We start from the raw sequence: 19,787 nt of genomic DNA, 5'->3' as shown, positions 1-19,787 counted from the left end.
ACCGGCCGGCACCGCTATCCTGGCCGCACCCCTCGCCAGCGCCGGAGCGCCGATGCCCCTCGATCCCGCTCTTGCCGCCCGCATCGCCGAGGCCGTCGCGGCAGGATTTCCCGAGCAGGTCGCCCACACCCAGGCCCTGGTGCGGTTCGGGTCGACGCGGGGCGCGGAGCACGCGATCCAGGATTTCGTCTTCCGGGCCTTCCGCGCCCGCGGCTATGCCATCGACCGCTTCACCATGGACGGGGCCGCCCTTGCCGCCCATCCGGGCGGGGCGGCGATGTCGGAGGCGCATTCGCAGGCGCCCCTCGTCGTGGGCATCCATCGGCCGCGGGCCGAGACCGGGCGCTCGCTGATCCTCCAGGCCCATGTCGACGTGGTACCGCCCGGCCCCGCGGATCTCTGGACCCATCCGCCCTTCGAGCCCGTCATCGACGGCGACTGGATGTACGGGAGGGGGGCGGCCGACATGAAGGCGGGCCACGCCGCCAACCTGTTCGCTCTCGACGCGCTGGCCCGGATCGGCCTTCAGCCCGCGGCCACCGTCACCCTGCAATCCGTGGTCGAGGAGGAATCCACCGGCAACGGCGCCCTGATGACCCATCTGCGCGGCTACCGCGCCGATGCCGTGCTGGTCCCCGAGCCCGAAGACGAGAAACTCGTGCGCGCCAATGTCGGGGTGCTGTGGTTCACCGTCGAGGTCCGCGGCCGTCCGGTCCATGTCCGCGAGATGGGCGCCGGCGCCAACGCCATCGACGCCACCTATCGGGTGATCGGCGCCCTGCGGGCCCTCGAGGCGCGCTGGAACGCCGAGAAGGCGGCCCATCCCCACTTCGCCGACCAGCCCGACGCCATCAACCTCAATGTCGGCCGGATCGCGGGCGGCGATTGGGCCTCCTCGGTGCCGGCCTGGTGCCGGATCGACTGCCGCATCGCCCTCTATCCGGGCGTTTCGGCGGCGGAGGCCGCCCGCGCGGTGGAGCAGGCGATCGGCGATTTCGCCCGGGACGACGCCTTCCTGTCGAACACGCCGCCCCGCGTCAGCTTCGACGGCTTCTTCGCCGAGGGCTACGCCCTGGCGGAGGGATCGGAGGCCGAGGCGGCACTTGGCCGGGCACACCGGACCGCGACCGGCGCGGACCTGCAGAGCTTCATGTCGCCGAGCTATCTCGATACCCGGGTCTACGCCCTCTACGACCGGGTGCCGGCGCTCTGCTACGGCCCGATCAGCCAGAACATCCACGGCTTCGACGAGCGCGTCAGCCTCGCCTCCGTGCAGCGGATCACCACCGCGATGGCCCTGTTCATCGCCGAGTGGTGCGGGACGGAGGCCCGGGACGCTGGCTGACCCGGCGACCCTGCGCGGAAATGTGAGGACCGACGGTGTGGATGGCGCCCCGGCGAAGCCTTGTCGAACCGCGGGGCTACGCTAACCCTCTCCACCGTGACACATCCGCGGACCTTCCCCCTCGCTGCGCCCTCCGGCGCTCCCCGTCAGCCGGCTCGCCCGCGGCTCGTCCCGTCGGCGTTTCTGCCGCTTCTCCTGGGGTTCGCGGCAAGCCCTGCCGGCGCGCAGACCACCGATACGAGTTGCTACGTCACCGGCGGCGGCACCCTGGAGATCTGCCGGGGGAGCGAGGCCGAAGGGGTGTTCTTCGCGCCCCCGGCCTGTGAATCCGCCAGCGGCGTGCAGGTGATCCGCACGACGCCCGGCACCGGACCGCTCCAGGCCGTATACCAGGCCGAGACGCCCCTGATCGCCAAGAAATCCCGGCGCGGCGCTGCGGACGGGGCCTGCGCGCCGCGCCGTGCCACCGACCCCCTCGACGGCGGCTCGGTCCGCTCCGGGGCGATGCCGGAGCAACTCGCCACCACGATGCCGCCGACCCAGGGGCGCCTGTGGGAAATGGCCCGCGAAGTCGCCCGCAGCCAGGAGGGCGCCGGCGCCCAGGAGCGCGGACGCCGTCGCGGCCGTCGCCGGGCCGAACCCGCACCGGCACCGGCGCCCGAGCCGGCCGGCGAAGGCATCGCGGCCCGGCATCCGATGACGGTGGCGGGGCGCGCCTGGGGCGGGGATGCCTACAGCTACGTGTTCTTCCTCGCGGCGGTGCCCACCGAGGCCGGCAACCGGCACGCGCTGCTCCAGGCCCGCACGCTGGACTTCGCCAGCTTCGACATCCGCGGCCGCACGGAGGCGGGCACGGTCTGGACGCCGTTCGGCGGGGACCGTCCGGAAGCACGCTCCCGCCGCGGCCGGTCGCGGACGCCCGAGGCGCCGAGCCCCAGCGCCGTCCTCGACGAGACCGGGGCGGCGCTCATCGGCAACTGCGCCGGGCAGGGCTTCGACCGCACCGATCTGGTCGGCGCGATCAGCGTGGTCGATCAAGTCTACCACTACTACTACACCGACGTGCTGCCCTCGGACTGCAACGAGCCGGCGGCGAACCGGCGAATGGGCCTCTACCTGCGCACCAGCCGGGATCTCACGGCCGACCGCGTCTGGTCGCCGGCCCGGACCGTCGCCGAGCCGCTGCCGGCCCAGAGCCTGGTGCGGGTGGCCAAGGCCCGGGACATGGACCGCTGGGTGGCGGCCTATCGCTGCAACCGCCCCGCCAACACCATGGACGGTCCCGTGGCCGACATCTGCGTGCAGTACACCGCCGACCTCGCGCCGGGCTCGCTCGCGGGCCTGACCTGGTTCTCGGAGCCGCAGGCGATCATGCGCTCCACCGCCTATCTCGGCCTGCGCTCGGGCGGCGACGGGTCGGGCCGTTTCGGACGCGGCCAGCATTTCTGGATGACGGACCGGTACGGCAACCTCGCGACCCCGACGAACTACCGCGCCAAGGCCGGCTTCCTGACCTGGCTCGACCGGCTCGCGCCGGGGCCGGGCGGCGCGAACGCGTCCAGCGTGTTCGGCCGCCCCGTCTACTGGGCCACCTGGTCCGTGCGGCCGGTGGCGGCGAAGTAGCGGCCGGGCCCGGCGCGTATCGGTTGGAGCGGGGCATCGGGCTCGACCGTGTGCCCCATCGCGTGCGGTGCGGTCCGGGGCTTGCTGGACCGTCCCTCCGCCCCGCTCGATCGCCCGGGAGACCACCGCATGTCCGAACCTTCGATGCCAGAGTCGGCGCCGAGCCAGCCGGCCCGGGCCGCCGTCGCGGCTTTCGTGGGCACCACGATCGAGTGGTACGACTTCTTCATCTACGGCACGGCCGCCGCCCTGGTGTTCGGGCCGCTGTTCTTCGCCGAGGCGACGCCCTTCGTGGCGACCCTGGCGGCCTTCGGCACCTTCGCGGTCGGCTTCTTCGCCCGGCCCCTCGGCGGGCTGGTCTTCGGGCATGTCGGTGACCGGCTCGGGCGCAAGAAGGCGCTGGTGGTCACCCTGGTGATGATGGGCCTGGCCACCACCGGCATCGGTCTGCTGCCGACCTATGCCAGCATCGGCATCTGGGCGCCCATCGCCCTCGTGGTCCTGCGCATCCTGCAGGGCATCGCGGTCGGCGGCGAGTGGGGCGGGGCGGTGCTGCTCGCCGCCGAGCATGCCCCGAAGGGACGCTCGACCTTCTTCGCCTCCTTCGCCCAGCTCGGCAGCCCGGCCGGGCAGATCCTGTCGCTGCTGGCCTTCCGCCTCGCCGGGCTGATGGACAGGGAGAGCTTCCTCGCCTGGGGCTGGCGCCTGCCCTTCCTCGTCAGCGTCGTGCTGCTCTTCGTGGGCCTTTTCATCCGCCTCGGCGTCGGCGAATCACCCGACTTCCAGGAGGATCGAGACGCCGCGAGCCGGACGGCCGCCCCGGCCCAGGCCCCGATCCGCGAGGTTCTGATCACCAGCCTGACGCCGCTCGCCCTGGCGGCGGGCGCCAACACCTTCGCGATCGGATCGGTCTACCTCTTCAACACCTTCATGATCACCTACACGACCCAGTATCTCGGCCTGCCCCGGGCGACGATCCTCGACGCGCTGCTGGTGGCGGCCTGCGTCCAGTTCGTGATGACGCCGGTGGGCGCGCGGATCGCCGAGGCGATTCGCAACGAGCGCCTGTTCCTCCAGGGCACCCTGATCTGGGCGATGCTGGCGCCCTATCCCCTGTTCCTCCTGGTCGATCTCGGCTCCGTCCCCGCCCTGATGCTCGGCCTCGCCCTCAACGTGCTCGGCAGCGCCACCTTCTACGCGGTCATCGCCGGCTACGTGGCCGGCGCCTTCCCCACGCGGGTGCGCTACACGGCGATCTCCGTCGCTTACCAGGTCTGCGGCGCGATCGCGGGCGGCCTAACCCCGATCGTCGGCACCCTCCTGGCCGAGCGCTTCCAGGGCCATTGGTGGCCCATCGCCGCCTTCGGTACCACGCTCGCGGCGATTTCGTTCGTGTGCGTCACCGCGCTCGGCCGCTACCGGGTCCGGGCCCTGCGCCTGGAGGCCGCCCGCGCCTGACGGGGGTGGGGCATGCTTGGTCCGACGGCGGTCGCCCCTTGCCCCGGAGCCTCACACCTTATATTGCGACGCGATAGCTCGATCCCGTGACCCGGCGCAGCCGGCCGCATTCCTGCGGCCCGTCGCGTGACGGGCTCTTCTCGCTTCCGGATACCCTATGAAGCTTCGCAACATCGCCATCATCGCCCACGTCGACCACGGCAAGACGACGCTCGTCGACAAGCTGCTGTCGCAGTCCGGATCGTTCCGCGAGAACCAGCGCGTCGAGGAACGCGCCATGGACTCGAACGATCTCGAGAAGGAGCGCGGCATCACCATCCTGGCCAAGGCGACCTCGGTCGTCTGGAAGGACACCCGCGTCAACGTCGTGGACACCCCCGGCCACGCCGATTTCGGCGGCGAGGTGGAGCGCATCCTCTCGATGGTCGACGGCGTGATCGTGCTCGTCGACGCGGCCGAGGGCCCGATGCCCCAGACCAAGTTCGTGGTCGGCAAGGCCCTCAAGATCGGCCTGAAGCCGATCGTGGCGATCAACAAGGTCGACCGTCCGGACGCCCGCATCACCGAAGTGGTGAACGAGGTGTTCGACCTCTTCGCGGCCTTGGACGCCACCGACGAGCAGCTCGACTTCCCGATCCTCTACGGGTCCGGCCGCGCCGGCTGGATGGCGACGGCGCCCGACGGCGACCAGAGCGAGGGCCTCGCCCCGCTGTTCGACCTCGTGCTCGAACACGTGCCCCAGGCCAAGGTCGAGGAGGGTCCGTTCCGGATGCTCGGCACCCTGCTGGAGGCCAACCCGTTCCTCGGCCGCATCATCACCGGCCGCATCGCGTCCGGCACCGTGAAGCCGAACCAGGCCATCAAGGTCATGGACCGCACGGGCAAGCTCGTGGAGACCGGTCGCGTCTCGAAGATCCTGGCCTTCCGCGGCCTGGAGCGCGCGCCCATCGATGTGGGCGAGGCCGGCGACATCGTCTCCATCGCGGGCCTCGTGAAGGGCACCGTGGCCGACACCTTCTGCGATCCGCAGGTCGAGACCCCGATCCAGGCCCAGCCGATCGATCCGCCCACCGTCACCATGTCCTTCATCGTCAATGATTCGCCGCTGGCCGGAACCGAGGGCGATAAGGTCACGAGCCGCATGATCCGCGACCGCCTGTTCAAGGAGGCCGAGGGCAACGTCACGCTCAAGATCGAGGAGGCGGCCGACAAGGATTCGTTCTTCGTCTCGGGCCGCGGCGAACTCCAGCTCGCCATCCTGATCGAGACCATGCGCCGCGAGGGCTTCGAGATCGCCGTCTCGCGTCCCCGCGTGGTGCTCTCCAAGGACGAGAACGACAACGTCCTCGAGCCGGTCGAGGAGGTCGTGGTCGACGTCGACGAGGAGTATTCCGGCGTCGTCGTGCAGAAGATGTCCGAGCGCAAGGCCGAGATGATTGAGATGAAGCCGTCGGGCGGCTCCCGCCTGCGCCTCGTCTTCCATGCGCCCACCCGTGGCCTCATCGGCTACCAGGGTGAGCTCATGACCGATACGCGCGGCACCGCGATCATGAACCGTCTGTTCAAGGCCTACGAGCCCTACAAGGGCGAGATGCCCGGCCGCCGCAACGGCGTGCTGATCTCCAACGACAAGGGCGAGGCCGTGGCCTACGCCATGTGGAATCTCGAGGATCGCGGCCCGATGATGATCGAGCCCGGCGCCAAGGTTTACCAGGGCATGATCATCGGTGAGCACAACCGCGAGAACGATCTCGAGGTGAACGTGCTCAAGGGTAAGAAGCTCACCAACATCCGCACCACCTCGAAGGACGAGGCCGTGCGCCTGACGCCGCCGATCCGCATGACCCTGGAGCGCTCGCTCGCCTGGATCCAGGACGACGAGCTGATGGAGGTCACGCCGAAGTCGATCCGCCTGCGCAAGACCTACCTCGACCCCAATGAGCGCAAGCGCTTCGAGCGCTCGGGCGGCGTCGCCTAAGCACGCACACCCTTCTCAAGCACCGATGACGGGAGGCCGGGCGAAAGCCCGGCCTTTTTTCGTTTTTCCGTCCCGCCTCTCGCGCCCTCGGCGGCGCCTCAGGATCGCAAAACAATACCTAGAATATATTTATTACCAACGTTAGGTTTGATCATGTTCAGCGTTCCCGCTTTCGATCGCCCCCGCCCTGCAGCCTTCCCCAGGTGGCCCCTGCGACGACCTCGATCCCGCCCCGGTCGGAGACCGGCCTCTTCGGGTCTGCCCGGTCCGTTCGGACGCGAGTCGCGGGCGCCCGCGCTGTGGTGCTCCGCAACGCCGTGCGGGGAAGCCCGGCAGGCGGCCGGGCCTGTCCGTCTTCGCCCCGGTGCCGGTCCGGCGATCGGATGACGCCGGAACACGCGGTCGAGATGGATGCGCAAGCGTTGGAGTGTTTCGGATGGACCTGCAGCGAGGCCGCGAGTTCGATCAGTTTCTCGTCGTCCTGGACCGGTTGTGCCAGCGCTTCGCGAAGTATCGTCCGGAGTATCGCAAGGGGCTGGACGAGTACTCGCTGCGGAACGAGTACCTCGATCCATTCTTCGAGGCGCTGGGCTGGGACGTCAGGAACACGAAGGACGACCCGCCCTTCATGCGCGACGTGCGGGTCGAGTACAGGGCCTATGACGGCGTCATCAACGGCAAGGCGGATTACGTCTTCCGGATCGGCGGGTTCGATCGCTTCGTCTGCGAGGCGAAGAAGTTTCCCGAGAAGCTGGAGAACCACCGGTTCCAGCTGCAGAACTACGTCTACAACCTGCGTCTCTGGATCGGCCTGACGACGAATTTCGACGAGTTGAACCTGTTCGTCGTCGGGGGGAAGCCGAGTCGGGAGAAGCCGTTCAGCGTCGTGCCGGGCTGGCGCCTCTGCTACCAGGATTACCGGGATGCGGCGCCCAAGATCTGGGACCTGCTGTCACGGCAAGCCGTCGCGGCCGGTTCCCTGGAAGCCTTCATCCAGAACCTGCCCAAGGTCACCTCCCGGACCGACCGTCAACTCTGGCTGATTAAGCCGGACCGCAACCGGGCCGTCGATACCGATTTCCTGCAATACCTCGAAGGCGAGCGCGCCCGGCTGGCCAAGTCCCTGATCCAGCACAACGCAGCCCTGCACTGGGACGTGGAGTCGATCAACGAGGCCGTCCAGGTGATCCTCGATCGCCTCATCTTTCAGAGGGTCTGCGAGGACCGCGATATCGATACCTTCCAGACGCTCCGGCAGGCGTTGTCGCTCTGGGAACGGCACGGACGCCGGAAGGGCGAGCTGTGGACCGTGATCGTCGGCAACCAGGCGAACATGCGGGCGGCCTTCAACGGCGGGCTCTATGGACGGGCCGGAGCGCCGGCTCACTTCGTCGAGTCCTGCGTGGTCGATGACCGATGGCTCGCCGATTTCATCGATCATCTGGCCGGTGACGAGTCGCCCTATCTCTTCAGCACCCTGCCGATCGAGATCCTGGGGTCGGTCTACGAGCGCTTCCTCGGTTCGGTCATCGACGAACAGGGGAACGTCACCCCGAAGCCCGAGATCCGGAAGCAGGGCGGCGTCTTCTACACGCCCGAGCACATCGTCGCCCACATCGTCGACGGCGCCCTGGCGCCGCTCCTCGACGGTAAGACGCCGGAACAGATGCGTCGCATCCGGATCCTCGATCCGGCCTGCGGGTCCGGAACCTTCCTGATCCGTGCACTGGAAAAGCTCTTTCAGGCGCATATCCACTATTACCATCTCAACGTGGACAAGCGGGACGGCAAATCCGTCTATCTCGACGCCCATGGCGACCTGAAGCTGACCAGCGAGCTGAAGAAGCGCATCGCCAAGGATTGTATCTTCGGCGTCGATATCGATCGCCAGGCCACCGAAGTCTCGGAGATGTCGATCTATCTCAAGATCCTCGAGGGCGAGACCCAATCCACCCTGGGGCGGCAGAGGGTACTGTTCCCGAACGAGACGTTTCTTCCGGACCTGACCGGCAACATCCATGTCGGAAACAGCCTCGTCGGACAGGATGCCTACACGCTTCTGCCGGCCGGTCTGCGGATCACCGAGGCGAAACCGTTCTCCTGGGAGCTATCGTTTCCGGAGGTCCGTGCCCGCGGCTGGTTCGACGCGGTCATCGGCAATCCGCCCTACGACGTCATCGAGAAGGAGCGCGGCGCGGCCTCCTGGCCCCACGACGTCTTCCGCGCCTACCTCGCCCGGACGGACCGACTGGACGCCGCGAAGGGCGGCAAGCTGAACCTGTTCCGGTTCTTCCTGATCCAGAGCCTGCAGCTCGTCAGGCACAACGGTTCCCTGGGCATGATCGTGCCCATGGCGCTGCTCGCCGACTTCAGCTGCAAGACGACGCGCCTCGCGGTCCTGGATCAGGTCGACGAGCTGAACGCGCGGGCCTTTCCCCAGAAGGACATCCGCCAGCATCGCGTCTTCTACGATGCCAAGCTGTCGACGGTGGTCGTCGGAGGCCGCAAGCGCCCGCCGTCCCGGCGCAAGCACAACCCGCGCATCAGCCTCCACGTCTATCCCCGGGCGTCGTTCGACGATCCCTCCCGGGACGTTACGATGCGACGGAGCGAACTGGCGGCCATCGATCCCCTGGGCCTGCCGATCCCGATCACCGATCAGGCCTCATGGGAGCTGGCCAAGAAGCTGCATCAGGCGAACTCGGTCGCGCGCCTCGACGGAATCGCGGGGATTCGGATCGCCCGCGGCGAGATCAACCAGACGATCTACCGCGCCTACATCACGGACGATCCCCGACACAGCAGGCTCCTGAAGGGCGTGGAGGTCTCCGCCTACGCGATCCATCGCACCCTGAGCCAGGGGCGCGTCGAATGGTTCGACCGTGCGCGCTACGAGCAGGCCCACATCACGCCGGATGCCGTCGGCGTCCGGCGCATCGCGACCCAGAGGATCACCGGCGTCGACGAGCGGCATCGGATCGTCGCGACCCTCTCGGAGCCGGGCTGGTACTTCGCCGATTCGACCAACGCGGTCGTCGTCGCACCGACCTGCGATCTGTCCCCGGAATACATCCTCGCCTGCCTGAACAGCCGGCTGCTGCAATGGCGATTCCAGCTGACCAGCTCCAACAACAATGTCGGAACGAACGAACTCGCCGCCCTGCCGATCAAGTTGCTCGACCTCGGAGATGCCGGCGAGGCGCGGACGCACGCTGCGATCGTCGCCCAGGTCGGACACCTGATGCAGCTGGGTGCGCGCCTCAATGCCAGTCCGAGCGTGAAGGTCCGGGCGGAGGCGATCGAGCGCTTCCGAGAGGTTCGCTCCAATCTCGATCGGACGATCGAGACGCTCTACAGCCTGACGACGGATGAAGCGGCTCTGGTCCATCGCAGGTTCGCGGCCCCACCGTGAGCGGGCGACGGGCGGGGCCGTCGCCCGCTCACGTCTCCTTCGCCCGTTCCCGCAGCAGGTACTTCTGCACCTTGCCGGTCGAGGTCTTCGGCAACTCTCCGAACACGATGTGGCGCGGGAGCTTGTAGCCGGCCAGCCGCTCGCGGCACCAGGCGATGAGGACGTCGGCCTCCACGGTGGCATCGGGCTTCAGCTCGACGAACGCCATCGGGGTCTCACCCCACTTCGCGTCGGGGCGGGCCACGACCGCGGCGGCGGAGACGGCGGGGTGGCGGAACAGGGCGTCCTCCACCTCGATGGAGGAGATGTTCTCACCGCCCGAGATGATGATGTCCTTCGAACGATCCTTGAGCTGGATGTAGCCGTCCGGATGCTTGACCCCGAGGTCGCCGGAGCGGAACCAGCCGCCCGCGAAGGCGGCCTGCGTCGCCCTCGGGTTCTTCAGGTAGCCGCGCATCACCACGTTGCCGCGGAACATCGCCTCGCCCATCGTCTCGCCGTCGGCGGGCACGGATTCGCAGGTCTCGGGATCGCGGATGTCGAAGCCCTCGAGCACGGGATAGCGCACGCCCTGGCGCGCCATCCTGGCGGCGCGGACCTCGTCGTCGAGGGCGTCCCAGTCCCGGTGCCAGGCATTCACCACGGCCGGGCCGTAGGTCTCGGTGAGACCGTACAGGTGGGTGACGTCGAAGCCGGCGGCCCCCATGGCGCCGAGAACCGCCTGGGGCGGCGGCGCGGCCGCCGTCAGGAAGGCGACCCGCCGGGGCAGGGGGCGGCGCTCCGCCGCGGGCGCGTTCAAGAGGAGTTGCATCACGATCGGCGCGCCGCACAGATGCGTGACGCCGTGCTCGGCCAATGCCGCAAAGAGCGCGCCGGCCCGGACCTGGCGCAGGCAGACATGGGTGCCGGCGACCACCGAGAGGGTCCAGGGAAAGCACCAGCCGTTGCAGTGGAACATCGGCAGGGTCCAGAGATAGACCGGGTGCTGCCCGAGGTTGCCCGTGATGACGTTGCCGAGGCAGAGCAGGGCGGCGCCGCGATGGTGGTAGACCACGCCCTTCGGGTCGCCGGTGGTGCCCGACGTGTAGTTCAGCGAGATCGCGTCCCACTCGTCGCCGGGCATCGCCCAGTCCCAGGCCGGGTCGCCCTCCGTCAGCAGGGCCTCGTAGCCGAGGCTGCCGACCGCCGTGCCGGGGCCGGTGAATTCCGGATCGTCGACGTCGATCACCAGGGGCTTGACCCGGGCCTGGGCCAGCGCCGGGGCCACAACCTTCGAGAATTCCCGGTCGGTGATCAGCACCTTGGCCTCGCCGTGGTCGAGGCAGAAGGCGAGACCGGCGGCGTCCAGGCGGGTGTTCAGGGTGTTCAGCACGGCGCCGGTCATCGGCACCCCGTAATGGACCTCGATCATCTCGGGCGTGTTGGCAAGGACGACCGCGACGGTGTCGCCGCGCCCGATGCCGCGTGCCGCGAGGGCCGCCCCGAGGCGGCGGCAGCGCGCGTAGAGCTCGGCATAGCTGCGCCGCAGGGGGCCGTGGATCACCGCACAGTGATCCGGGAAGACCCGCGCCGACCGGTCGAGGTAGCTCAGGGGCGTCAGCGGCTGGTAATTCGCCGGGTTCCGGTCGAGGTCCCGGTCATAGATCGATGGCGCGGCCCTGGCGGCCGTCGTTGAGGCGGTCATCGGCGTATCTCCCTGGCGAGAGAGTACCCCGTCGCGGCGTTCCGACAAATCGCCCCGGATCATCGCCCACAAGGGGCCTTGCGTGGCGACGCAGGCCCGAACGGGCGGCGGCTGCGGCAGCGGCGCCCTGTCTCAGGTGGTAGGCGACCTCCCGGCCGCCGGAGCGGATCGGCGACGCGGTGCCCAGGGGAAGGGTGTCCCCCGCGAGGGAAACGAGGCGCGGCTGGGTCTGCCCGAGCCCGTTCGGGAGCAGGGACACGGCCATCGTGCGGGAGAGCAGACCCTCCGCCGCGATTCCAGCGTCCTCGGTTCGGACCGGACGGACAACCTCCTGAACGCGCACATCCAGGCGACGCAGGGTAGTGAGCTGCCGACGGCGCGGACATGACGATCCGCGGGAGCTGACGGGCTGCCACACGAATGCGCTGCTCCGAGCGACCGTAAGGCAGATGGATCCTGCGCGTCTGCGTTTCGCTCAGAACGCTTTGCTTCGGATCTGGCGAATGCCGGATACGCTGCGGCATGAAAGCCGATCACGACATCGGCCTCAACGTCGCTTCCCATTTCGCCCTCCCGCTGCCGGAGGCCGTATCGAAGCATCTTCCGCAGTCCAGACTTGCTGCCCAGGCTGCCGCAATGCGGCAGGCGATTTCCATAGCGATATGCGCGGCGTGACATGGTTACGATATCATCGCCCGGCTTCTCTTAGCGGCTGTCGGCAAAGCTTGTGCATGCGGCAACGTTTCAGGCGCCGCGCTCCCTCGCTCGGTTCATGACCCTCAGGCGAAGGGGGCGCCCCGCGACGGCACCGCCGAGACCGTCCGTGATCGAGAGCGGGAAACACCGCGCGATGCCCCCGAGTACGCCAGCGAGGAACTCTTTCTGAGCCGCATCGTCGCCCGTAAGCTTCGCGTGCGTGATCCGCGGTTGCCCCTGGAGGCTGCCATCACGCCTGATGCTGAGCAGCACCGTGACCTCTGAGCCGGCCGAGCCTGCCGGGCCCCCCACCGACTGCGAACACGAGCCGAGTGCCTGCCACAGCCCGGCCAGGGTCGATGCCGGCTCAGCGCGGGCGGCGGGAGTGATCGCGACGGCCAGTACCAGGGCGAGGATCGGAGAGCGCATGCGGTCCGCAGACGATCAACGGGCCTGCGGCTCGGCGGGCTGAGCCCCACGGAGGGCCTCCCCGAGATCGTCGTCCTCCTCGTCATCGGGCTCCTCGGTGGAGTACCCGTCCCGGTCCGGAGCCGACAGTTCTCTTTGCCCGCGTGGCTTCCCGTCCAGGCCGAGATCACGCTCACGCTTCGTGCGTGGCGCTTCGCGCGTGCTCGGGCCATCGGATGGAGGCTGAAGGCTCTGCGCGCTCGCATGCGCCGCCATGAACAGGCTGATGGCCATCAGCGATAGGGTCGCGCGTTTCATGGGAATGCTCCGAGGCCGGCGGTTCCAGACCCATGCACGGTCCTACACCCTGCTTCGCCCCGTGTCCGCTTTCGCCGTCCGCTGCCGGTCGGGGGGGCTTCGAACGGCCGATAGCAGGGTCGTACGGGGCGTGCGGGCGGCTGACGCAAGGGTGCGAAAACCGCGTTCCGAACCTGGACCGCCCGCGTGCTGCCCAGACAAAAAGCCGGACCGGGCGGCAGTCGGCACCATCACCCCGAACGCGCTGTTTTTGTTGGAGAATAATGGTGCTGCTGGACAGGATTGAACTGTCGACCTCCTCATTACCAATGAGGTGCTCTACCACTGAGCTACAGCAGCTAAACGTCCTGGGTTGCGGCGAGGGCCGTGCGAACCGGACGGACGGGCAATTAGCCGATCATCATCCCCTTGGCAATCGCATCGCAGCGAATTGTGTCGGTTTCTCTCGGGTCGGTGGCCGAATTCCCACGGGCGCGGCGGGGACGTCGCCCGCCCGTCTCAGGCGAGGGCGCCGGTTTCCCGCTTGCAGGCGGCACGGATGATCGCGGCGAGCCCCGCCTCCGCCACGGCGTCGGCCGCCTCGGACGGCTTGAACCAGCGATCCTCGCGCTGATGGCGCTCCGGCCAGTGCTTGAGCTGCTTGCGCACCTCAAGGGGAAACACCTTCACCTGGCACAGGACCGCATCGCGGCTCTTCAGGCGCTTCTCGTAGAGGTAGAAGCCGAGGGGACGCTTGCCGACGGTGCCGAGGAGGCCGGCCTCCTCGTAGGCTTCCCGGGCGGCGGCGTCGTAGGGCTTGCGCCCCTTCATCGGCCAGCCCTTCGGGATCACCCAGCGCCGGCTCTCCCGCGAGGTGATGAGCATGATCATGAAGCCGCCATCGGGCATTCGCCGGAACGGCAGAACACCAACCTGCCGTCGCGGGGCCAGATCCGCTTCGCCCGCATGCGCACTCATCGGTCGGAAACGCCGGACCGACCGGCAAGTTCGACCCTGATGCGTCCTGGCCCGGACACGCCAGCGATCGACGGGCACGGCCCGGGGAATTCGTTTGCCGGAACCCGGGACGGGGTCGTGATGGCCTGCTGAACCGGTCGGTGGGAATCCACGATACGCTCAATCCCGCACAGGTTGTGAACGAGGGCTTGTCCGCGGCATCGCGCGCTCGACAGCACCGCCTTAGCGGCCCTGTCCCGTTCGGTTCAAGAAAAACTTACCCGGCAAAATTACCGGCCTTCCAGGGAGCGGCGGCGTCCGAAGCCGGGCTCGGCGGCTCGGCGGGGTGCGGGGCCGGCGCTCTGGTCCGTTACCCGGCCGCACTGAGGTTCTCGATCAGGGCGTTCAGGTCGGCCCGCATGGCCTGCACCTCCGGCTCCGACATGTTGAGCTGGCACATCACGGATTCTCGCACGGCGGCCGCCTCGGCCCGGAGCCCCTGTCCGCGCGGCGTGAGCGCGATCTCGACCTCGCGCTCATCGGAGCGCCGTCGGCTCCGGACGAGGAAGCCCGCCACCTCCAGGCGTTTCAGGACAGGGGTCAGGGTGCCGGAATCCAGGCGCAGGCGCCGCCCGATCTCCGAAACCGTGATGCCGTCGGTCTCCCACAGCACCAGGAGGACGAGGTATTGCGGGTAGGTCAGGCCCATCCGCTCCAGCATCGGGCGGTAGGACTTCGTCATCCGGTGGGCGGCCGCGTAGAGGGCGTAGCAGAGCTGGTTGTCGAGGAGCAGCGGATCGGTGAGGGGCGCGGTTGTCTCGCGGGAAGCGTCCATCATGCATGCCATGCCACTGAAATCCCGAAGCCCGCGACCGCGGCGTCCCAGCAAGACGACGGGGACCGCCCCTGCGGACAATCGAGGATAGCGGACGTAGATGCCTCTAGTATATGCCTGTTTCGCCGCAGCGGTAACAGGATCCCGGCCTTCTGTCGCCCTCCGGATCCGGTGATGTCTCGCCGGCTGAGCCGGGATCCGCGGCGTCCGGCCGGGGTCAGGCGGCCGCGTTCTCGGGCGGATGCTCCGCGATCAGGCCGACAATGTCGGTCCACCGCGAGACGAAGGCGGCGACGCAGTCGGGATCGAAATGCGTCCCGGCCTGTGCCTCGATGTGCTGGCGAGCCCGCTCCAGGGACCAGGCCTTCTTGTAGACCCGCTCGGAGATGAGGGCGTCGAACACGTCGGCCACCGCGATGATCCGGCCGGCCAGGGGAATCTCGGTGTTCCTCAGGCCCTGGGGGTAGCCTTCGCCGTCCCAGCGCTCGTGATGGGTGAGGGCGATGTCGGAGGCGAGCTGCAGCAAGTGGGACGGGCTGTCGTGGAGCATGCGGTAGCCCCGTAGGGCATGCTGCTTCATCTCCTCGCGCTCGGCCTCGGTGAGGGCGCCCGGCTTCATCAGGATATGGTCCGGGATGCTGATCTTGCCGATGTCGTGCATGGTCGACGCGAAGGCGATGTCGTTCGCCTCCTGCTCCGGGAGGCCGAGGCCCTCGGCGATCGCGATGGCGCAGCCGGCGACGCGGGTCAGGTGGCCCCCCGCCTGGTCGTCGCGGAACTCCGCGGCCAGCATCAGGCGGCGGATGATCTCCCGCTCCCGGGCTGCGGCCTCGACGACGGCCCGCTCGACGGTGTGTGCCGCCAGCCGGCCCTGGTGCTCGGCGGCCCGGCGGGCGAGGGCGAGTTCGATCAGGTTGCCGACCCGGGTTCGCAGATCGAAGGGATCGACCGGATACGCCATGAGATCGGTGGCCCCGGCGGCCGCGGCCGCGCGCCGGACCGGTGGCGCATCGTCGGCCGCGATCAGCAGGATGGGCGTCCGAGCCTGCGCCCCCAGGCCGCGCACCCGTGCGATCAGCGCGAGCACTGCGCAGGACTCCTGGGCGCCCGCCTCGACGACGATCAGGTCGCAGGCCGGCAGAGGGCCGCGATCGGTCGCGAGATCCTGGGGCAGGCCGCTGACGGGGCGGATCACGCAGCCGAGGGGGGCCAGGACGCGGATGAGATGCAGGGGCGCGGAGCCGGCCAGGACGGCGATCACGGCAGTGGCGGCGTCCGATGCCATCCCTGGGCTTCCCGATCCTGTCAATCCCCGTACGGCGTCCAAGGCGTCGCCGACGGGTTTCCGATTCGCGTCCCGCAGACCGTCGCACCGCCCCGGTTAAGCAACGCTGAAGACCCCGGCGCATCCGAACCGCGACACCGCCGGCTCCCTCGTCTTCTCCTCGGTCACGCTTTCCCGCGATCCCCGCTTGTGAAAGCCGGAGCACTCGTGCTAGTGACCGCCCGTCTCATCGAGGCGCCTTCGCGGAGAGGTGGCAGAGCGGTTGAATGCACCGCACTCGAAATGCGGCATGCCTGCAAGGGCATCGGGGGTTCGAATCCCCCCCTCTCCGCCATTTCAATCAACAATCTCAGTGACGGAAGCACGATCGCTGAGCGGCTGATGTCTCCGCTTTTCGCTGCACCCGCTGCCGGTAGACGTCAGGCCACGCTCACGGCACGCTGCCGTCAGGCGCGTGGAGAACCCGTGTGGACGGAACGCAGTCCATTGCATCCCGCGAGGCCGTCCTCGCGCAGTATTACCTCATCCGAGCTTCGATCCAGTCTGTGCTCCGCCAAGCCGTGAGCTGCTGCCGCAAGCCTGACTTCGATCGGGCGGCCAAGCACCTCGATCTGTGGGACCAAAAGCAGCGCGACGATGGCACAGTGTTCGACATGCTGTGCGACATCGCCCTCATGGAGCCGAATCAGCGCGGTAGGCGCGTCTACGACTGGTTCCTCCAGGACGGGGCTGTCCATCTGGATCTCGGCGACCACGAGATCGCTCGACGGATGGCTGCGGCTTCGTTCTCGATATTCCAGGTTACGGGCTGGCACGACGCTGCAGGGGTTTGGTTAGACGACTTACTCGTCGCGGGGCGGCGGCTCTGGTTGGTCGATGAAGGTCTCGAAGCGTCGGCTCCTGAGGGGCTCGCCATAGCCATGCGCGTGTTCGACGCCGGCCCGTTCCACGCCGGCTTCGGGATCGTGGTCATGCCCGACCCTGAACTCATTGAGTTCTGCGCTGGTGCTGCATCAAGAGGGCAGCCTCTTCCGGTCCGCCGTTCTCTGGCAGCGGCGTTCTACGGTGAGGCAATCGCGCGTGCTGCTCCAAATGACCCCGACGATATTGCCGGCGTCTGACTCACTCTTCCACGGCAGCGAAGCAGCGATCGTTCTGTATCCAGCGCCGGCTTGGCTGTGACTTATCTCGGTGAGGGGTTAACCCCTGCTCTGGATGAATGCGGTGGTGCCTCTCCTCTGGCTGCAGGACCAACGTCGTAGATGCCTTGGGCGGTCGACCGCGCAAGTTCTCGGCGGAGCTCAGCGAGGTCCACGATGATGCCATTCGACGCTAAGTCCGCCTGCACGCGCTCCACCAAGGCGTCGCCTCGCAGGCCCTGCACCGATGCGCCCAGTAACTCTTGGGCATATGCACCTGCACCCTGCCCATCGATACCAAGCTTTTGTGCCGCATAGGCTGCCAGCGATCTAACCCCTTGGCAGTGCATCATAAATCGCGCTTCTTCCGCACGAACAAAAAGCATTTCTGCTGCGCGTTCCCGTTCTTCAAACAGCTTGGACACGGGGCGTCTCCAGATTATCGAATGGCTGATTGAGGCTATCGCAGAACCGATCTTCTCCTGATCCTACTCCGAAGCCTCTTGCGTACAACGGGTTTATTCAGCAGGGGCACTCGCTCGTACCGAGGCCTGCTGGCCTGAGCTTGGCTGCAGCGAAGCACGTCGTCTTCCTATCGAACGCCGCTACGAAGGTCCGATCAGGCAAAACCGCTGCCCTGAACCGATCCGTCTTCGTCCGATGGATTGCTCTTCGGCGCCTCTGTGCCGTTGTCTTACGCACACCCGGCTTCCAGTCGCTGAGCCTCGTCGCCATCGCGACGGCGAAGCGCCGAGGCGAACGTCTGTCGCTCCGTTGGTGCGACGTAGACCTGGTTCAGCGCGTTGCACCCCGCGCTCTGACCAAGGACGGCGACACGCGTCACGTTCCGCTGGCGCCGCGTGCCGTGAGCGCCCTCCTGACACTCCGAGCCGAACGTTCCCTTCCGACGGAACGCCTCTTCCCGATGCGCGTGGGTGGCCCTGAGCAGACCTGGATGCGCCTGCGCGAGCGCGCGGGCAGCAACGACCATCGCCTCCACGAACTCCGACACGCGGCCGTCACGGGCCTGTTCGAGGGCGGACTCGGCATGGCTGACGTCGGGGCGACCAGCGGGAACAGGGAGCTTCGCATGCTGTCGCGCGACACGCGCCTTCGAGCCGCTGACCGCGCCGAACGCTGACGCTGGCAGCGAACCGTCATCCTCGCGAAGGACGCGATGTCCTCGGGAATCCCTCTGGGTCGAGAGGGATTCTTTTGTGCTCACGACACGTTCCCCCCGGTCCTGGGCGACGCCAGGCTGTCGAACGGCAAAGATCAAATCGCCAGGACGGCCCAGCCATGGGGGCCGAGGCTCACCCGCGCATCCGGCGTTCCGGGCGCTGCCAGCGACGCCTCCCCGGCCTCGACGATGCGCGCATTCGGCGCCGGCAGGAGCAGGCCGGCCTCGGCGAGGTTCAGGGCGAGGAGGAGGTGCTGGGTTCCGCCACCCACCGCGAGCACGAGCTGTTCGTTGGTCAGGTGGAGCGTCCGCGTGCGGGCGCGGTGCAGCCAGGGATGCCGGTGCCGCAGGGCGATCAGGGTCTGGTGCAGACGGTAGATCGGCCAGCCATAGGGGGCGAGCCCCTCAAGCGTGTCCGGGAAAGCCGGCCGGATCGCATCGTCCCCGCCGACACGCTCCTCCTTCACGCCGCGGAAGGCCTGCTCGTCGCCCGCATAGATCGAGGGTGTGCCGCCGCAGACCAGCAGGATCGCGAGGGCCTGGGGGAGGTGGCGCTCGTCGGCGAGGCGGCTCGCGATCCGCGTGACGTCGTGGTTGCCCACGAAGGTCAGCGGCACGAAGGCGTCGAGGAAGCCGTTGTGGCGGTCGAGCGCATGGGCCAGTTCGAACAGGTTGCGGTCGTTGAGGGCGCTCCAGATGGCTTTCCAGAGCTCGTACTGGGTCACCGCATCCAGGCCAGTGTCGCGCACGATGGCGGCATAATCCCCGTGGATGACCTCGCCGACGAGGTAGGCGTCCGGATGGACCGACCGCACACGCGCCAGGACGTCGGACCAGAAGCGCCGGGGCACGGCGTAGGCCGCATCGAGGCGCCAGCCATCCACCCCCAGGGCGAGCCAATGCGTCATGACGGAGACGACGTAATCGGCTACGGCGGGTGCGTCGTGGTTCAACGTCACGAGCTGCCGGTGTCCCTCGAAGCAGGCGTAGTCCGGCGCCGTGCCCGGATCGGTGCCCCGGGGCCAGGACAGCCGAAACCACGCGGCCCTGGGCGCCTGCGGCCCTTGCGCCAGAACCTCGGCGAAGGCGGGATGGTCGCGGCCGACATGGTTGAAGACGCCGTCGAGAAGCACGCGCAGGCCCCGCGCATGGGCGGCCTCGATCAAGGCGACGAGATCCGCCTCGTCGCCGAGCCGCGGATCGACCCGGAAGGGGTCGATCGTGTCGTAGCCATGGGTCGAGGCGGCGAAGACCGGTCCGAGGGCCAGCCCCGTGGCGCCAAGCTCGACGGCATAGTCGAGCCAGGCCTGGACATGGCCCAGGCGATGCACGACGGGAGCGCCCTCGACGGTCTCGGATTCGGCTCCGACGAAGCCGAGCGGGAAGACCTGCCACCAGATCGTGTGTTCCAGCCAATCGGGCACGGCACCGCCTTAGTTCAGGAGTTGCATGGAAACCCGCCGCTCGGGTCGGCGGTCCACATCCGAGCA

16 protein-coding genes and 2 tRNA genes are annotated in these 19,787 nt (G+C 68.3%); 9 read left to right on the top strand and 9 right to left on the bottom strand.

Translation table 11 applies throughout. The features are described from left to right. The first annotated feature begins 52 nt into the window (after window positions 1-52). The 5 genes from AC6EUL_RS13945 (at window position 53) to AC6EUL_RS13925 (ending at window position 9,816) form a co-directional block, all read left to right on the top strand. Complete coding sequence (locus AC6EUL_RS13945) at window positions 53-1,345, top strand: ArgE/DapE family deacylase (protein ID WP_056382250.1); 1,293 nt, start codon at window positions 53-55, stop codon at window positions 1,343-1,345. 96 nt (window positions 1,346-1,441) lie between these two features. Next, window positions 1,442-2,968, top strand: a complete 1,527-nt coding sequence (locus AC6EUL_RS13940; protein WP_499870752.1) for a hypothetical protein — start codon at window positions 1,442-1,444, stop codon at window positions 2,966-2,968. Window positions 2,969-3,097: 129 nt separating this feature from the next. Continuing rightward, window positions 3,098-4,426 carry an MFS transporter gene (locus AC6EUL_RS13935; protein WP_499870750.1) on the top strand — a complete coding sequence of 443 codons (1,329 nt, stop codon included), beginning with the start codon at window positions 3,098-3,100 and terminating at the stop codon, window positions 4,424-4,426. A gap of 157 nt (window positions 4,427-4,583) precedes the next feature. Next, window positions 4,584-6,404, top strand: coding sequence for a translational GTPase TypA (gene typA / locus AC6EUL_RS13930; protein WP_056212074.1), 1,821 nt, complete (start codon window positions 4,584-4,586; stop codon window positions 6,402-6,404). A 436-nt stretch (window positions 6,405-6,840) separates the two neighbouring features. Further along, entirely contained in the window at window positions 6,841-9,816 is a 2,976-nt protein-coding gene (locus AC6EUL_RS13925; protein WP_499870748.1) for an Eco57I restriction-modification methylase domain-containing protein, read from the top strand. Window positions 9,817-9,844: 28 nt separating this feature from the next. On the opposite strand, the gene AC6EUL_RS13920 is transcribed toward AC6EUL_RS13925, so the two are convergent. After that, window positions 9,845-11,500: an acyl-CoA synthetase gene (locus AC6EUL_RS13920; protein WP_056382244.1), complete on the bottom strand. Its 1,656-nt coding sequence runs from the start codon at window positions 11,498-11,500 to the stop codon at window positions 9,845-9,847. A 522-nt stretch (window positions 11,501-12,022) separates the two neighbouring features. On the opposite strand from AC6EUL_RS13920, the gene AC6EUL_RS13915 reads away from it, so the two are divergent. After that, window positions 12,023-12,175 carry a hypothetical protein gene (locus AC6EUL_RS13915; RefSeq protein ID WP_156389780.1) on the top strand — a complete coding sequence of 51 codons (153 nt, stop codon included), beginning with the start codon at window positions 12,023-12,025 and terminating at the stop codon, window positions 12,173-12,175. A 69-nt stretch (window positions 12,176-12,244) separates the two neighbouring features. On the opposite strand, the gene AC6EUL_RS13910 is transcribed toward AC6EUL_RS13915, so the two are convergent. The 6 genes from AC6EUL_RS13910 to AC6EUL_RS13885 all read right to left on the bottom strand — a co-directional run bounded on the left by AC6EUL_RS13910 (window position 12,245) and on the right by AC6EUL_RS13885 (window position 15,978). Further along, window positions 12,245-12,625 carry a UCP034077 family protein gene (locus AC6EUL_RS13910; protein ID WP_056496726.1) on the bottom strand — a complete coding sequence of 127 codons (381 nt, stop codon included), beginning with the start codon at window positions 12,623-12,625 and terminating at the stop codon, window positions 12,245-12,247. Window positions 12,626-12,640: 15 nt separating this feature from the next. Further along, entirely contained in the window at window positions 12,641-12,922 is a 282-nt protein-coding gene (locus AC6EUL_RS13905; protein ID WP_056382239.1) for a hypothetical protein, read from the bottom strand. 264 nt (window positions 12,923-13,186) lie between these two features. Next, window positions 13,187-13,261 (bottom strand) — tRNA-Thr (locus AC6EUL_RS13900). Window positions 13,262-13,420: 159 nt separating this feature from the next. Further along, on the bottom strand, window positions 13,421-13,879 hold the full coding sequence (locus tag AC6EUL_RS13895; RefSeq protein WP_056212083.1) for an NUDIX hydrolase: 459 nt from the start codon (window positions 13,877-13,879) through the stop codon (window positions 13,421-13,423). Between the two features lie 349 nt (window positions 13,880-14,228). Further along, window positions 14,229-14,696 carry a MarR family winged helix-turn-helix transcriptional regulator gene (locus AC6EUL_RS13890; RefSeq protein WP_056212085.1) on the bottom strand — a complete coding sequence of 156 codons (468 nt, stop codon included), beginning with the start codon at window positions 14,694-14,696 and terminating at the stop codon, window positions 14,229-14,231. A 214-nt stretch (window positions 14,697-14,910) separates the two neighbouring features. Next, a complete protein-coding gene (locus tag AC6EUL_RS13885; RefSeq protein ID WP_056212088.1) occupies window positions 14,911-15,978 on the bottom strand; it encodes an HD-GYP domain-containing protein in 1,068 nt (355 codons plus the stop codon). A gap of 244 nt (window positions 15,979-16,222) precedes the next feature. On the opposite strand from AC6EUL_RS13885, the gene AC6EUL_RS13880 reads away from it, so the two are divergent. Next, window positions 16,223-16,312, top strand: a tRNA-Ser gene (locus tag AC6EUL_RS13880). 133 nt (window positions 16,313-16,445) lie between these two features. Then, complete coding sequence (locus tag AC6EUL_RS13875; protein ID WP_499870743.1) at window positions 16,446-17,099, top strand: DUF7986 domain-containing protein; 654 nt, start codon at window positions 16,446-16,448, stop codon at window positions 17,097-17,099. A gap of 62 nt (window positions 17,100-17,161) precedes the next feature. On the opposite strand, the gene AC6EUL_RS13870 is transcribed toward AC6EUL_RS13875, so the two are convergent. Beyond that, a complete protein-coding gene (locus AC6EUL_RS13870; protein ID WP_499870741.1) occupies window positions 17,162-17,542 on the bottom strand; it encodes a DUF1476 domain-containing protein in 381 nt (126 codons plus the stop codon). 29 nt (window positions 17,543-17,571) lie between these two features. Between AC6EUL_RS13870 and AC6EUL_RS13865 the strand changes: the two genes are divergently transcribed. Continuing rightward, complete coding sequence (locus tag AC6EUL_RS13865; protein ID WP_499870739.1) at window positions 17,572-18,258, top strand: tyrosine-type recombinase/integrase; 687 nt, start codon at window positions 17,572-17,574, stop codon at window positions 18,256-18,258. A gap of 134 nt (window positions 18,259-18,392) precedes the next feature. Here AC6EUL_RS13865 and AC6EUL_RS13860 read toward each other — a convergent pair whose 3' ends face one another. After that, window positions 18,393-19,721: an alpha-amylase family protein gene (locus AC6EUL_RS13860; RefSeq protein ID WP_499870737.1), complete on the bottom strand. Its 1,329-nt coding sequence runs from the start codon at window positions 19,719-19,721 to the stop codon at window positions 18,393-18,395. Between the last annotated feature and the right edge of the window lie 66 nt (window positions 19,722-19,787).

It is taken from the genome of Methylobacterium sp. 001424705, assembly GCF_059816145.1.
This window is presented reverse-complemented; position numbering and strand designations above follow the sequence as displayed.